Origin of the sequence: Clostridium sp. B9, from assembly GCF_050509515.1 — a bacterium.
In the GTDB taxonomy this organism is placed as follows: Bacteria; Bacillota; Clostridia; order Clostridiales; family Clostridiaceae; genus Sarcina.
Window position 1 is genome coordinate 2889377 of the sequence record NZ_JBNWKA010000003.1, and the last position, 14710, is coordinate 2904086.

The following is a 14710-nucleotide window of genomic DNA, read 5'->3' on the forward strand; positions in this document are numbered from 1 at the left end:
AGGCTTAAAATAAATACTTATTTTCAGAACTTATACAAAATACATAGGCTCTTAAGAATACTTAAGAGATTAGGAGGTTTAAATCATGATTAAATCAAATCACCCAATAGAAAATTTAATGGGTACAACAATGGAAAATCTTCGTAACATGATAGATGTTAACACTGTAATAGGTGACGCTATAGAAACTAAAGATGGTAGTTATATAATACCAATATCTAGAGTTTCTTTTGGTTTCGCCTCAGGCGGATCAGAAATACCTAATAAAGAACTAGAAAAGTTAGAGGATAGATTTGCCTTTGGAGGTGGTTCTGGGGCTGGTGTTAGTGTAAAACCTGTAGCATTTTTAGTGCTTAAAGGTGATTCTGTAAGACTTCTTCCAGTAAATCAAAATAATACATATGATAGAATTGTTGATAATATTCCACAAATAATAGATATTTTTAAAGATATGAGCAATAAAAAATGTGATGATAAAGAATCAAAAAAAGATCATTGTAATTTTGAATAGTATCGTAAGCTATAGCTTTTCATAACTTACTAATTAATCTTATTGTTACGCTAATGAAGTCACTTAACCAAATTCCATAATAAAACTTTCTTAAAATGTTGCTTAATTTTAAAGCATTATATTAAGAATATTTAGTAAGTTATTGCTATTTAAGATAAAAAGGTGGAGAGTTTTCTCCACCTTTTATAATATTTAAAGTTTAAAATTATATTCTAAATAATAAATAATAAATTTGAATTATTTTACTCTATTAAATCTCTGTATCATTTAATACGATTTCATAAAACTATCTTTTAAAACTCTCTTCAGCATTCAAATATACTAAAGCGCAAATTAATGTCATGAAAAATAGGCATGTACCCAATGTAAATAATTCTTCTATTTTTTCTATTTCACTAATTCCCCAAAGACTTATACATAAAGCTATAACAAATAGAATTACTCCTATAAACTTTCCAAATGATTTCATATCATACTCTTCTTTTTCGTCTTCACTAATAATTGTATACTTTTCTAGAAAATGAACCCATTTTCCATTCATAAAATAAATGCCTAATACTATAAATGGAATAACTATTATAATATTAATTATTATTGATAATTCCATTACATCATCCCCTATTTTTTACTTTTTATGTTATTAATGAAATTATAAACCATTTATTACATTTTTTCAATATTATTAACACTTTATTTTAAGCTTATTAATATATAAAAGAGTAAATCTTTGCATAATCTACTCTTTTATATAAATATTTAACTCACATAATTATTCAGTTTCTTCATCTAAAGCAACTTCTTCATCATCACTAAAAAGTTCTATTGATGGAAGATCAGTCAAATCATTTAGCGCAAAGTGTCTTAAGAATTCATCTGTAGTTCCATAAAGTATTGGTCTTCCAGGAACCTCTAATCTTCCTGTTTCCTCTACTAAATTCTTCTCTACAAGCCTTTGTATAGCACTTTCACTTTTAACTCCTCTTATTTCATCTATTTCAACTCTAGTAATTGGTTGCTTATAACAAATTATTGCTAAGCTCTCTAGAGAAGCCTGTGAAAGTGATTGTCTAACATTCTTTTTAAGAAGCTTTTGAACATATTCACTATTTTTGGTTTTGGTAACAAGTTGATAAGTTCCATTTAGGCTAATAAGCTTTATTCCTCTTAATCCATCTCCATTATATATATTCATAAACTCATGCATTAAATCCTCAATATATTTAAAATCTTCTTCTACAATTCTACATATATCTCTTAAGGCTAATGGTTCCCCACTAACGAATAAAAGAGATTCTATAATAGACTTTAACTCATCTTTTCTAGAAATCTCACTAAACTCTATTTGATTTATATCACTCATTAACTTCCACCTTCTCCATTATAATTTCACCAAAGTTCTCATACTGAACAATTTTAATTTCACTTCTTTTTATAAGCTCAAGCATAGCCATAAATGTAACAACTACTTCTAGTTTACACTCACACTCATGAACAAATTCTGAGAATCTAATAACACTTTTAGTCGTTAATCTCTCCTTTAAGAAGTTAATTTTATCAGTTATTTTATACTTATCTACACTAATCTTCTTTTCCATTACATTTACGTTTTGTTTTTCACCGTAAACTCTCATTAAATTGTTATATAGCTGATAAAGATCTAACATTGTTATATTCTTGAAATAATCCTCATCAAGTTTATTATCAATCTCAACTTCTATTATCTCTGCCTTTTTAGTAAATACTTCTCCGGTAGAAAGTTCTCTTTCTCTTAAATAAGCACTTATCTTTTTAAACTTCTTATACTCTTGAAGTTTTTCCATTAACATCTTTTGTAGATCTTCTTCATCAATTTCTTCTTCAACCTTTACCTTTGGAAGTAAAGATTTTGACTTTATCTCAATCAGGGTAGCTGCCATAACTATAAACTCTGAAGTTATTTCCAGGTCAAGCTCCTTCATTAAGGATATATATTCTAAATACTGTTTGGTGATTTCATGAATCTTTATATCAGTAATACTCATTTCATTCTTTTTGATTAAATGCAAAAGCAAATCAAAAGGTCCATCAAAGTTTTTAAGTTTGATAATTGGCATTTCCATAAATTATTTTTCTCCTACTATTCAAAACTTCACATAATATCATAACAACTATCCCTAAAAAAAGCAACGAACACCACTTATTAAGCTATATTATAAGATGTTTAGCAAAAACTTTTCCATATAAAAAAGCAACTAGTACAAGGGGATTATACCAGTTGCTTCTCTTTCAGCTTATTTATCACTCAAAATCCTAATCAAACCATAAATTATTACTTTTCTCTTAAAATCCTTTTATCTTTTAATCTCTTATTTAAGATTTCAACAAAAGTTTCTATTTCTTCTTTTGATTTATCTTTTTTATTATTCACCATAACTTTATCCTATCTTCAAAATATAAATCTACAAATATTTTATACCTTTTGTTTATTCTAATAGTATGTTTTACTCTTTCAATTCATTTTTCTTATCTTCAGTCTTTTTTTCTAAATCTTTATTCTCTGTTTTTTCCTCTACTTTTTTTGTAGAAGCTTTATCTTCTTTCTTATCTTTTTCTTCTACATTTTCTTCTCCATCATTAAAGAATTCTTTAACTTTAAATTTAACACTGTCAATAATTCCACCTTTTTTCATATCTCTATCTGAATATAGTTCTACTTTTCCTAAAAGTTCACCATCTAAATAGTATTCACAGTATCCAACAGTCTCAAATTCTTTAACTTTAGTTTTACTTTCATCTAAAACTACTTTTTTCTCTATCTTTTCACTCATTCCCTTAGGACAAACTAAAACTAAGTCTTCTTTAGCTTTTCCTATTATGAACTTATCTCCTGATTTACTCATAGGAATTTGTTCTACATCACCATCTTTTTCTGCAACTTTTTTACTTTCATATTTAGAGAAGCCATAGTTCATAAGCATACTAGCATCTCTATTTCTTATTTTAAAAGTAGGAGCACCCATGATAACTGAAAGCATTCTTACTCCATCTCTAGTTGCAGTAGCTGAGATGCAATATTTAGCATCATTTGTGAAGCCTGTTTTTAAACCATCGCAACCTTTAAAAAATCTAACAAGCTTATTATGATTAACAAGTTCTATAGGACTCTTTCTTCCCTCTGATATAGTTTCCATATAAGTTCCTGTGTACTTTAATATAGTAGGATGTTTTAAAAGTTCTCTAGACATTATTGAAATGTCATAAGCAGTTGAAAGATGTCCTTCAATTGGAAGCCCTGTGCAGTTTTTAAAAGTAGTGTTTTTCATTCCTAGCTCTTGTGCTCTTTTATTCATCATTTCAACAAAGCCACTTTCACTACCTCCAAGATATTCTGCCATAGCTACAGCTGCATCATTTCCAGATGCAATACCAATTCCTTTTATAATTTCCTCAACAGTTCTAACTTCACCAGTATCTAAAAGCATGGTACTTCCACCCATTTTTTTAGCTGTTTCACTAACTGTTATTTGGTCTGTAAGCTTCATTTCTCCTCTATCTACTTTTTCCATAGCAAGTAACATGGTCATTATCTTTGTTACTGAAGCAGGTGCAAATTTCTCATTAGCATTTTTCTCATAAATAATTTTTCCTGTACTAGCTTCCATTAAAAGTGCTGATTTTGCTTCTACCTCAATAGCTTCTTCTGCTTTTACAGAAATTGATGTAAATATGCTAAATAATGATAGAGCCATTGTAAATGCTGCTATTTTTCTTATGTATTTTTTCATAATCTCTTCCTCCTTTCTTGCTTATTTTCTCCTAAAAGAGATAAATTATAAGCAAAAAAGAAAATAATAAAAAAGTCTATTAGACAAAAATTTAATCTTATCCAATAGACTTCTACTTATGAAGTTTTTAATTCCCCAAAACTCAATTCAATTTATATAAAACATTTTATATCATTTTGAATTATTTAACAATATCATATATTAAAGGAATTTCTTTTACTGAGTCTGAAATTTCGTAATTAGCTAATATTCCTTCTATAGCTTTCTTTCCTTTTTCCTCATCATCAGCATGAACATATGCTATTATATCGCCTTCTGAAACTTGGTCTCCTCTTTTCTTTTCAAGCACTATACCAACTGCTAAGTCAATTATACTTTCCTTAGTAGCTCTTCCTGCACCTAATTCCATTGCAACTAATCCTATGTTTTCAGCATGAATTTTGCTTACTACACCATTTTTATTGGCCTTAACTGGCATAACATATTTTGCATTATGGAAATTTGAAGTATCATCAATTACTGATGCATCTCCTCCCTGAGCAGTTACAAATTCTTTTAACTTCTCAATTGCTTTTCCTGATTTTATAGTTCCAAGTAACATTTCTCTTGCTTCATCAGTATCTTTAGCAGCTCCTGCTAAAAATACCATATTACTTCCTAAAGTTAAGCAAAGCTCTAATAAATCTTTTGGTCCATTTCCTTTTAAGGTTTCAATAGCCTCCTTAACTTCTAAAGCATTTCCTATTGCAAATCCTAAAGGTTGATCCATATCAGAAATAATAGCAACTGTATTTCTTCCAACATGCTTACCTATATTAACCATTTCAGTTGCAAGTTCCCTAGCTGCTTCTGGAGTTTTCATAAATGCTCCATCTCCAACTTTTACATCTAGAACTATAGCATCAGCCCCTGCTGCAATCTTTTTGCTCATTATACTTGAAGCTATTAATGATACATTATCTACAGTACCAGTAACATCTCTTAAAGCATATAATTTTTTATCTGCTGGAGCTAAATCTCCTGTTTGTCCTCCAACAGCCAATTTAATAGTATTAACATTATTTATAAATTGATCCTTAGTCATTTCTACTGAGAATCCATCAAAACTTTCTAACTTATCTATTGTTCCACCCGTATGTCCAAGTCCTCTTCCTGACATTTTAGCAACTGGTATATCTAAAGCTGCTACCATTGGTCCTAAAACTAAAGTAGTTGTATCTCCAACTCCTCCTGTTGAGTGTTTGTCCACTTTAACTCCGTGAATTTCACTTAAATCTAATATATCACCTGAATTAACCATAGCCATAGTTAAATCTGAAGTTTCCCTCTTATTCATTTTTTGGAAGTATATAGCCATTAATAAAGCTGATACTTGATAATCAGGAATTTCACCTTTTGTATATTTATCTATAAAGAAATTAATTTCTTCTGTACTTAATTCTCCACCGTTTCTCTTTTTTAATATTAAATCATACATTCTCATAAGTTCTTTCCTCCATATCATCTTTTAATATTATGGTAACCTTTTCACAACTTAATTTTAACAAATAAAAAGATTTTTTACAAGCATTTTAGAAATTATGCATATTTCTTTAAAATTAACTATATATAAAAGTAAATCCAAATAAATATCTCACACTTAATCCCCCTTATATTTACAATAAGACATAAAATTTAAAAAAATAAAGACTTTCTTGTGAAAGCCTTTTCTTAATAGCTAAAAATTTAAAGCAGCTTTCTCCTATAACAGATAAAATATTTACTGTTACAGAAAATCACTGCTTAAAAATTTATGCTCTAGGGTGAGCCTTACGATATATATTGTTAATTTTCTCATTATTTATAATATCATAATACATATCTATATAAGTCATCACTTGATTTCCAAGTAATTCTTGTACCACCTTAGCATTTGCCCCATTTTGTAATAAGTGCACCGCAAAAGAATGTCTAAAAGTATTTAAGTTTATGTCCTTTCCTATATTAGCAATTACAGCATATTCCTTAACAATTCTCCAAACTCCTTGTCTTGTTATAGGCTCTCCACTCATATTTAAGAATAACTTATCTGAACCTTTTGAATTATCCTCTCTAACAACAATATACCTTTTTAAGGATTCCTTAGCTGCATTTCCTATAGGTATAAGTCTTTCATACCCTCTACTGTCTCTACAGCTTACAAAGGATGAATCCAAATTAACATCTTCAACTCTTAATGATATAAGTTCTGAAACCTTCATTCCAGTTGCATACATAAGTTCTAATAATGCTTTATCTCTAATCCCTTTCTCAGTTAAAGCATTTGTTGAGTTCATTATCTTATTAATTTCATCAACAGTTAAAACTAAAGGTTTCTTCTTTTCTACTCTTTCCTTTTTCATTGTTAAATCAGGAACTTTCTTTAAATATTCCTCTGCAACTAAGAAATTATAAAAATTTCTTAAAGATATGATTGTTCTTTGGATTGATGATGGAGATTTGTGACTGTCTTTTAGATATTGTACATAAGATAGTAAAGGATACCCGTCTTCATTAACTTTTAATCCCTTCTCATCTACAAAATCTAAATACATAGAAACATCTGTAATGTATGCACTTACGGTATTCTTTCTCTTTCCTATTGATCCTAGATATACTTCGTATTTGCTTACTAACTCTTTCATATTAACTCCTAACCAAAATGTTATTACATAATTATTTATATTACAGAAATCACCTACTAATTACTAATCTTATCAAATTAGGTGAGATATATGTTTCAATAAATACTCCAGCTATCATTATCAGGCTCAAAGCCCCTTGAAAATTCAAATATGTCTTACTAACATCAAGTTTTATTCTATCTCTAGAACCCCCAATTCTTAATTTAGTTGTTGCATTCTTTATAGCTAAAATACTAATTAACATTATTATTGGAACAAATATTAAATTTTGAACCAGAAGTCCAGCTAAAACTATCATTAATCCCTTGCTTCCTAATATGCTTATAATTAAGGAAAAAGTAAATCCAATTACATAACCTTTAGCTAAATCCATCATAAGTATTATAGGAATTCCAACTGCAGTGTAACCTAATAAAATTATTACTGCTATCATAGGCACTATCCCTTTAATACTATCAATAAGAATGCTTGTGTAGGATACTGAATTTTCATCAAGAAATCCTAAAAAGTTTGTAAAATAACTTGTAATTTCAACTCTATTAAAATCATTCATATAATAAACTGTATATGACCCTAGTACTATACCTACTAAAAAGAATAAAAGCACCCATAAAAAAGTTATTTTATTTTCTTTTAAAGACTCCATAAGCCCATTTAAAAACATTTTCATATTTTTTCTCCCCCCATTAAGCTATTTATTAAAGAATATGATTAACATAATAAAAAGATACATGATTTCTAAAAATCATAAAAACTTTTTTCATTTATGTTTATTAGTCTTATTTTCATTTTGATAGGGTTATTATTTAATTTTGTTTTTTATAGACGAGTAAACTTTCAAAAAAATAAAAGCTATAGAATATAAAACCTTACATCCTATAGCTTTCATAACTTTTATTTTAAAATCTAAATCACTTTAAATTTTCATAGAAAAATAAACAAGCTACTGTTTTAGCATCTATTATTTTTCCTTCTATAATCATTTTTTTAAGTTCTTCCAATGAATATTCTTTTAAATTTAAAAATTCATCATCATCTAAGTTAGTTTTACTCTTTTTAAGCTCGTGGGCTTTATAAAGATAAACTACTTCATCGCAAAATCCTGGTGAAGGTATAACTTTTCCCAAGTATGTCACTTTATCTGTTTTATACCCTGTTTCTTCTTCTAACTCTCTAAAGGCAGCCTTATCTATATCTTCACCATAATCAACCTTGCCGGCTGGTAATTCTAATAAATTTTTATCAAAAGGCTTTCTAAATTGCTCTACCATAAGAACATTTCCTTTTTCATTAAAAGCAATTACTGCTACTCCATCAGAATGTTTAACCAAATCTCGTTCAACTTTATTTCCATCTGGTAATAGAACTTGTTGTTTTACAAGTTCCATAAAAGAACATTTAAATATACTTTCTTCACTTAAAGTTTTTTCATATAAATTCATATCTTCGACCACCCTTATATTATCCATAAAAATTAAATTCTCTTAATTCTCAACTATATAATCAACTAAAATACTTTTTATAAGATTAACAAAATTTTCTCCAGCTCCCCAATCAAAAGAAAATATAATCCCCTCAGAACTTCCTGTTGATGTTACCTTAACTAAAGTATTTTCATTCTTAACATTATCACATACAACGACTAACCCAGCTCTACTACTATTTCTCCAATAATATTTTTCAAGTATTATTACAATTATATTTTTCCCATTTCCTAAATCATATTCATCACAATCAAAATTATCTAAATTTGACTCTTTCTCAATGATCTTTTTAACCTGTAATGGTGATATATTAACTAAAAAACTATCCTTAGCCATTTTTAACCCTCCTAAACCATAGTGATATTAAATATCAAATATTAACTGCTCTGAATTTATATCTATTTCCTTTTCATATAAAGATTGAGTGTTTATTTTTAAGTGTCTATTTCTTCTTTTGCTCTTTTTCTCTACTTTATTTATACACCCTTCAATATGTTTGTTTTTAGGTAATGTATAAAAATATTTCCCATCTTTATGCTTTTTAACTTCTCTAAACCCTAACTTAGCATTACACCCTTTCATAGGACATGTTATATTACCTTTATACTTTTTGTCATATTGAGACTTACTTATACAATTAGCCAGTATAATTTCTTCTTTATCTCCAAATTTATATGAAGCCTTCCTCAATTTTAATCCCACCAATCTAGATTCAAATTTTCTTTACAATACATTATAAACAGAGTAATAAAAATTATTATAAAGAAAAACACTTTTTACCATGCAAAATTTAGATGATAAAAAGTGTTTTACACTTATTTTAAAGCTAGTTATAAATCATCAAAATCAACTTAAATATTAATTTAATTTCAATTTATAACCTAACTTTATCATAAGCTATATTATGATACTTTATTCTTTAGTCTTAATTTATCTGCAACCATAGCTATAAACTCTGAGTTTGTTGGTTTGCCCTTATCATTGTGGATAGTATGTCCAAATATTTTATTTATTGCATCTATTTGTCCTCTTCCCCAAGCAACCTCTATAGCATGTCTAATTGCTCTTTCAACTCTACTTGCAGTGGTATTATATTTCTTAGCTATTGAAGGATATAGTTCCTTAGTTATAGCTGATAATAACTCCATGTCATTTACAACCATTGTTATAGCTTCTCTTAAATACATATATCCTTTTATATGAGCTGGAACACCTATTTCATGTATTATACTAGTTATTTCAACTTCTAAATCCATAGGCTCTTTACTATCTTCTGAAGATGCATCTTCTCCCCTATTTCCATCAGCAATGCTAACAGAAGGCTTATTAGAAACTGCTTCTTCAGTTATTGTATTATTAAACATTTGTCTTATTCTCTCAGTGAAAACATCCATGTCAAAAGGTTTTACAACATAGTAATCAGCACCTAAAGATATAGCCCTTTGAGTTATTTTATCTTGTCCAACTGCAGATAGTACTATTACTCTTGGTGGATTTTCTAATCCTAAAGAATTAATTCTCTCAAGAACTCCTAATCCATCTAAATGTGGCATAATTATATCTAATACAACTAAATCTGGTTGTTTTTCTTCTATAAGTTTTAAAGCTTCTAATCCATCTTTTGCTATTCCTGTAACAACAATATCTCTCTGACTTAATAAATAGTCATTTAAAATATTGCAAAATTCTTTGTTATCATCAGCTATCAGTACAGATATTTTTGATTCTTTCATGCTTTCCTCTCCTTAACAATTCACTATATCCATTAAATTACATTTATTTACAATTAATATATTCGACAAATCGTATTCATTTCCTTCTAAAAAAAATAAATACTAGAAAATCCAATTAATTTTCTAGTATTTATTATAACACATATTTACAGTAATCACACTTATTTTCTATTGTATAATTTCGGCATCTTTCAACATCCATTCTATGTAAATCCCGTATCCAACCTCTGGTTTATTAACTAAAACATGAGTTATAGCACCAATTATTTTGTCGTTTTGTATAATAGGACTTCCACTCATTCCTTGAACAATACCACCAGTTTTCTCTAAAAGTCTTTCATCGGTGACTTTTATCACCATACTTTTAGTACTTACATCATTTTGTTTAGTAAGTTTAACAATTTCAACATCATAAAATTTAGGACCATTTTCATCAATAGTAGTAATTATTTGAGCCGGTCCTTCTTGAATATCTTCTTTCCAACCGACCTTATATTTTTTAGTGCTATTAACATTTCTAAATTGCTCTTTATTCATACTACCAAAAATTCCACATTGAGTATTACCAGTTACATCTCCAATAGAAATTTTATCACTAGAAAAAATACCTCTTAATTCTCCAGGATTACCCTTAACACCTTTCTTAATACTAATTATTGAAGAATTTAAAAGATCTCCATCTTTAATAGATAAAATTTTATCTGTTTCACTATCTGTAATAGGGTGTCCTATTGCTCCATATTTTCCACTTTCTTTATCATAGAAAGTAAGTGTTCCTACTCCTGCTGTAGAATCTCTAACCCACAATCCTATTTTATAATCACCATCGTTATTTTTAGTTAAGCTTATATTTTTTCTTATCTCTTTTCCATCTCTCTCTAACAATATTTCAACATTTTCTGATTTACTATCATTTATTTGCTTTGATAAATCTTTAGAACTTTTTATCTTTTTGCCATTAACCTCTAAAAGTCTATCTCCAATTTCTATGCCACCATTTTGGGCTGGACTTGTTATTTCGCCACTAATTGTTGTTAAGTCTGAATACCCAACTGCCAAAACTCCGTTTGTAGATACCCTTACACCAACTGAATTTCCTCCAGCATATAGCTCCATATCTTTCTTCTCTTGTTCACTATTTACAAGTGCTACGCCATATCTGTTTTTAAATTTTTCATCCTTATTATTAGTTTTAGAATTTAAGGAATAGAAATTACTACTTGCAAAAACATTGTCGCTTCCACAAAAATCCTTTGCAAATAATACAGAGGATAAAAGTAATATTAAAGAAACCATCAGTATTAATATACTTTTTATTCTTTTGTTCATATTATTCATTCATATCTCCTCCTTTTCTATTCTTAATTTGCCCCTTTCAAAATCATAATATCCTGTATTAACTTTGTTATTGTAGCCAAATCAATTTAAAATATACTAAAATTCTCATATTATATACTAAATTTCTCATAATTAGTTTTAAAATAAAAAAAATAGAACTGTTTAACAGTTCTATTTTGTATTAAAATCCACATTATTATGTATGAAATGTTTTAATTGTTTCTTTTTTTGTATTTGCAAGTTCAATCATATCTTTAGCACTTAACAAAGTATTGCTTGTTAATTCAACTCCACCTAACATTTTAGCAACCTCTTCAACTTTTTGGTCAAAACCTATAGGTTCGACCTTTGAAAATGTTTTATTATCAACCACATCTTTTTTCACCATATAATGATTGTCAGACATGCTTGCTATCTGTGGTAAATGGGTTATACAGAATACTTGATGCTTTGTTGCAATCTCATACATTTTTTCTCCAACAGACTGAGCTATTCTTCCACTTATACCTGTATCAATCTCATCGAATATAACTGTAGGAATTTTATCCTTATCTATAAATACAGCTTTTAAAGCAAGCATTATTCTTGAAAGTTCTCCTCCAGAAACTATTCTCTCCATTGGTTTCAAAGGCTCTCCTGGATTTGTTGCAATAAGAAATTGAACCTTGTCCTTACCTTTAGAGTTAAAATTCTCATCCTCTTCAATCTGAACTTCAAATCTACATTTTCCAAGACCAACATAAGCTAACTCTCTATGTATATTCTCCTCTAAAAGCTTACCAAGCTCTATTCTTTTCTCATGTATTCCTCTAGCTATTTTATCTAATACAAGCTCTATATTCTTCTTTTTAAGTAATAACTCTTCTATTATTTTTTCTGAATTTTTTATATTGTTTATTTGAGATGCAATATTATTTTTATAGTCTAATATCTCTTCTATGCTGTTTCCATACTTCTTCTTTAAAGCAGCAATTTTAAACATACGACTATTTATATCCTCTAATTCATTATCATCATAAACACTTTCATCACATATATCTCTAAGTTCAATAGCTATTTCTTGTATTTCATAATACATTTCCATCATTTTAGAATTTATATTTTTTATTTTTTCTAAATGATCTTCAACATTTGAAAGTTCTCTATTTACAACTGATAAGGAATCTAGAACGCTACTTTCAACACCATTTAAAAGATTATAAGAGATTCCTAGAGATTTTTTTATTTTTTCTGCATTGGATAAAATGTTAAATCTTTCAGTTAACTCCTCTTCTTCACCTTTTTTAAGTTTAGCGTCTTCTATCTCTTTCAGCTGATATTCTAAGTAATTTAAAAGTTTTTCATCTTTACCCTCATTACTTAATTCATTTATTTCTCTTTCTAACTCCTTAAGCTCTGAGAATTTTTCGCAATACACTTTTAATTCATCACTTAATTTACTATCTCCAAAATCATCTAAATATATTATATGATTTTCTTTATTTAATAAATTTTGATTATTATGTTGACCATGAATATCTAAAAGTGTACAACTTATTCTTTTTAAAGTAGATACAATTACACTCTTGCCATTTACTTTTATGTTACTTCTACCATTTGTGAAAGTTTCCCTAGCAATTATTAAAGTATCATCATATTCAATCTCTAATTCATCTAGAACCTCTTTCAATCTCTCATTATCATCTATAGAAAATATTGCCTCTACAAAAGTCTTTTCTTCTCCAGTTCTTATTAAGTCCTTATTGAACTTACTTCCTTGAACGTAATTTATAGCATCTATAAGTATAGACTTACCTGCTCCAGTTTCTCCAGATAAAATAGTAAATCCATCTTTAAAATCTAAAGATGCTTTTTCTATTAAAGCAAAGTTATTTATAGTTAATTGTAAAAGCATACTCCCCCTCCTTAACTACCCTTCTATCATTTCTAGTATTCTAGAAACTAGAGTTTCTGCTTTTTCTAATGTTCTAACCATTATAAATATTGTGTTATCACCAGCTATAGTTCCAGCTATCTCACCTAAGTGTAAACTATCTATAGCTTCTGCCGCTGCTGATGCTGAACCTGGAAGTGTTTTTACAACAACCATCTTATCAACATTTTCTGCTGAAATCACTGTATTAGTTAATATACTGCTTAATCTATCAACCATTTCATTTTTTTCTTCTTGAATAACTGTATATCTATAGTTTCCATTATTATCTTGTCTCTTAACAAGTTTTAAATTTTTTATATCTCTAGATACTGTAGCTTGAGTAACATCAAAGCCAGCCTTTTTTAACTCTTCTGCCAATTCTTCTTGAGTTTCTATCGCCATTGATTTTATTATTTCAATTATCTTAGAATGTCTCTTAGATTTCATTTTCAACTCACCTTCACACTTTATTCTATTCTAAATATTTTTTTTCTAAGAACTCTAAAATAGCTCTTATTATCAAAAGATATTATTTTGAAAAATTCTTTTGCTTTTTCTATTAACACAGTATTATGTTTTTCTAGCTTTACTGCTTTTTGTCCATCTATTGTAACAAAAACATCTGATTCATGAATAACAGGTTTAACTCTTATCTTATTGTTTCCATCTATTATCATGGGTCTTGAATTTGGTGTGTGAGGACATATAGGTACTATTGATATAATTTGTAAATCTGGCATAATAAGAGGACCTCCAGCAGAAAATGAATATGCTGTTGAACCTACTGGAGTTGAAATTATAACTCCATCACCTTTAAATGTTGCATAAAGTTCATCATTTATATAAACCTCATATTGAGCCATTCTAGATAAAGTTCCTCTTGCAACAACTATATCATTTAAAGCTCTATCTTCTTTACAACAGCCATCTTCAATTGTACATGATAGAAGCATTCTTTCTTGAACACTGTAATCTCCAAGCTTTATTCTTTCTAAAGCCTCTTCTAACTCATTTATCTCAGCTGTAACTAAGAATCCTAAATTTCCTATATTTATTCCTAAAATAGGTGCATCTATAACTCTTGAAAACTTTCTTGCTACACCTAAAAGAGTTCCATCTCCACCAAGCACAATTAAAAGTTCTATATCCTTAATAGTTTCATAATCACCATCAAAAAATTGGTCTATAAGCTTTATCTCCTTTGGATTTAAATGCTGCTTAACCTTTGATGTTACTAGGTCTAAAATCTTATTATCCTTATCTTTCTTTTTATTAATTATAATACCTATATTTCTCATGCCC

16 protein-coding genes are annotated in these 14710 nt (G+C 28.3%); 1 reads left to right on the top strand and 15 read right to left on the bottom strand.

Features of this window, described 5'->3' with window-relative positions:
* Window positions 1-85 precede the first annotated feature (85 nt).
* The gene (gene ytfJ, locus ACQZHJ_RS12730; RefSeq protein ID WP_430485927.1) at window positions 86-511 is read left to right on the top strand and encodes a GerW family sporulation protein; all 426 of its coding nucleotides are present in this window, start codon (window positions 86-88) and stop codon (window positions 509-511) included.
* Between the two features lie 286 nt (window positions 512-797).
* Here ytfJ and ACQZHJ_RS12735 read toward each other — a convergent pair whose 3' ends face one another.
* The 15 genes from ACQZHJ_RS12735 to ACQZHJ_RS12805 form a co-directional block, all read right to left on the bottom strand.
* Complete coding sequence (locus ACQZHJ_RS12735; protein ID WP_430485928.1) at window positions 798-1118, bottom strand: DUF3784 domain-containing protein; 321 nt, start codon at window positions 1116-1118, stop codon at window positions 798-800.
* A 162-nt stretch (window positions 1119-1280) separates the two neighbouring features.
* Complete coding sequence (gene scpB, locus ACQZHJ_RS12740) at window positions 1281-1871, bottom strand: SMC-Scp complex subunit ScpB (RefSeq protein WP_430485929.1); 591 nt, start codon at window positions 1869-1871, stop codon at window positions 1281-1283.
* Window positions 1864-2610: a segregation/condensation protein A gene (locus ACQZHJ_RS12745; RefSeq protein ID WP_430485930.1), complete on the bottom strand. Its 747-nt coding sequence runs from the start codon at window positions 2608-2610 to the stop codon at window positions 1864-1866. Before ACQZHJ_RS12745 ends, scpB begins: the two co-directional genes overlap by 8 nt.
* 381 nt (window positions 2611-2991) lie before the next feature.
* Window positions 2992-4275 (bottom strand): D-alanyl-D-alanine carboxypeptidase family protein, encoded by a 1284-nt coding sequence (locus ACQZHJ_RS12750; protein WP_430485931.1) that lies wholly within the window; start codon window positions 4273-4275, stop codon window positions 2992-2994.
* Window positions 4276-4456: 181 nt separating this feature from the next.
* The gene (locus tag ACQZHJ_RS12755; protein WP_430485932.1) at window positions 4457-5758 is read right to left on the bottom strand and encodes a pyrimidine-nucleoside phosphorylase; all 1302 of its coding nucleotides are present in this window, start codon (window positions 5756-5758) and stop codon (window positions 4457-4459) included.
* 307 nt (window positions 5759-6065) lie between these two features.
* Window positions 6066-6938, bottom strand: coding sequence for a site-specific tyrosine recombinase (locus tag ACQZHJ_RS12760; protein WP_430485933.1), 873 nt, complete (start codon window positions 6936-6938; stop codon window positions 6066-6068).
* Window positions 6939-6987: 49 nt separating this feature from the next.
* Window positions 6988-7608, bottom strand: a complete 621-nt coding sequence (gene spoIIM / locus ACQZHJ_RS12765) for a stage II sporulation protein M (RefSeq protein ID WP_430485934.1) — start codon at window positions 7606-7608, stop codon at window positions 6988-6990.
* 241 nt (window positions 7609-7849) lie between these two features.
* A complete protein-coding gene (locus ACQZHJ_RS12770; RefSeq protein ID WP_430485935.1) occupies window positions 7850-8380 on the bottom strand; it encodes an NUDIX hydrolase in 531 nt (176 codons plus the stop codon).
* 42 nt (window positions 8381-8422) lie between these two features.
* Window positions 8423-8758 carry a DUF6054 family protein gene (locus tag ACQZHJ_RS12775; RefSeq protein WP_430485936.1) on the bottom strand — a complete coding sequence of 112 codons (336 nt, stop codon included), beginning with the start codon at window positions 8756-8758 and terminating at the stop codon, window positions 8423-8425.
* Between the two features lie 27 nt (window positions 8759-8785).
* Entirely contained in the window at window positions 8786-9112 is a 327-nt protein-coding gene (locus ACQZHJ_RS12780; RefSeq protein WP_430485937.1) for a hypothetical protein, read from the bottom strand.
* Between the two features lie 212 nt (window positions 9113-9324).
* Window positions 9325-10155, bottom strand: coding sequence for a sporulation transcription factor Spo0A (gene spo0A / locus ACQZHJ_RS12785; RefSeq protein ID WP_430485938.1), 831 nt, complete (start codon window positions 10153-10155; stop codon window positions 9325-9327).
* 168 nt (window positions 10156-10323) lie between these two features.
* Entirely contained in the window at window positions 10324-11493 is a 1170-nt protein-coding gene (gene spoIVB / locus ACQZHJ_RS12790) for a SpoIVB peptidase (protein ID WP_430485939.1), read from the bottom strand.
* Window positions 11494-11689: 196 nt separating this feature from the next.
* Window positions 11690-13387 carry a DNA repair protein RecN gene (recN, locus tag ACQZHJ_RS12795; protein WP_430485940.1) on the bottom strand — a complete coding sequence of 566 codons (1698 nt, stop codon included), beginning with the start codon at window positions 13385-13387 and terminating at the stop codon, window positions 11690-11692.
* A gap of 15 nt (window positions 13388-13402) precedes the next feature.
* Window positions 13403-13855, bottom strand: a complete 453-nt coding sequence (locus ACQZHJ_RS12800) for an arginine repressor (protein WP_430485941.1) — start codon at window positions 13853-13855, stop codon at window positions 13403-13405.
* 20 nt (window positions 13856-13875) lie between these two features.
* Window positions 13876-14706, bottom strand: a complete 831-nt coding sequence (locus tag ACQZHJ_RS12805) for an NAD(+)/NADH kinase (protein ID WP_430485942.1) — start codon at window positions 14704-14706, stop codon at window positions 13876-13878.
* Window positions 14707-14710 lie beyond the last annotated feature (4 nt).

Excerpts from the sequence above, each read along its gene's own strand:
- ytfJ (WP_430485927.1), top strand. The coding sequence starts at position 86 with ATGATTAAATCAAATCACCCAATAGAAAATTTAATGGGTACAACAATG.
- ACQZHJ_RS12735 (WP_430485928.1), bottom strand. The coding sequence starts at position 1,118 with ATGGAATTATCAATAATAATTAATATTATAATAGTTATTCCATTTATA.
- scpB (WP_430485929.1), bottom strand. The coding sequence starts at position 1,871 with ATGAGTGATATAAATCAAATAGAGTTTAGTGAGATTTCTAGAAAAGAT.
- ACQZHJ_RS12745 (WP_430485930.1), bottom strand. The coding sequence starts at position 2,610 with ATGGAAATGCCAATTATCAAACTTAAAAACTTTGATGGACCTTTTGAT.
- ACQZHJ_RS12750 (WP_430485931.1), bottom strand. The coding sequence starts at position 4,275 with ATGAAAAAATACATAAGAAAAATAGCAGCATTTACAATGGCTCTATCA.
- ACQZHJ_RS12755 (WP_430485932.1), bottom strand. The coding sequence starts at position 5,758 with ATGAGAATGTATGATTTAATATTAAAAAAGAGAAACGGTGGAGAATTA.
- ACQZHJ_RS12760 (WP_430485933.1), bottom strand. The coding sequence starts at position 6,938 with ATGAAAGAGTTAGTAAGCAAATACGAAGTATATCTAGGATCAATAGGA.
- spoIIM (WP_430485934.1), bottom strand. The coding sequence starts at position 7,608 with ATGAAAATGTTTTTAAATGGGCTTATGGAGTCTTTAAAAGAAAATAAA.
- ACQZHJ_RS12770 (WP_430485935.1), bottom strand. The coding sequence starts at position 8,380 with ATGAATTTATATGAAAAAACTTTAAGTGAAGAAAGTATATTTAAATGT.
- ACQZHJ_RS12775 (WP_430485936.1), bottom strand. The coding sequence starts at position 8,758 with ATGGCTAAGGATAGTTTTTTAGTTAATATATCACCATTACAGGTTAAA.
- spo0A (WP_430485938.1), bottom strand. The coding sequence starts at position 10,155 with ATGAAAGAATCAAAAATATCTGTACTGATAGCTGATGATAACAAAGAA.
- spoIVB (WP_430485939.1), bottom strand. The coding sequence starts at position 11,493 with ATGAATAATATGAACAAAAGAATAAAAAGTATATTAATACTGATGGTT.
- recN (WP_430485940.1), bottom strand. The coding sequence starts at position 13,387 with ATGCTTTTACAATTAACTATAAATAACTTTGCTTTAATAGAAAAAGCA.
- ACQZHJ_RS12800 (WP_430485941.1), bottom strand. The coding sequence starts at position 13,855 with ATGAAATCTAAGAGACATTCTAAGATAATTGAAATAATAAAATCAATG.
- ACQZHJ_RS12805 (WP_430485942.1), bottom strand. The coding sequence starts at position 14,706 with ATGAGAAATATAGGTATTATAATTAATAAAAAGAAAGATAAGGATAAT.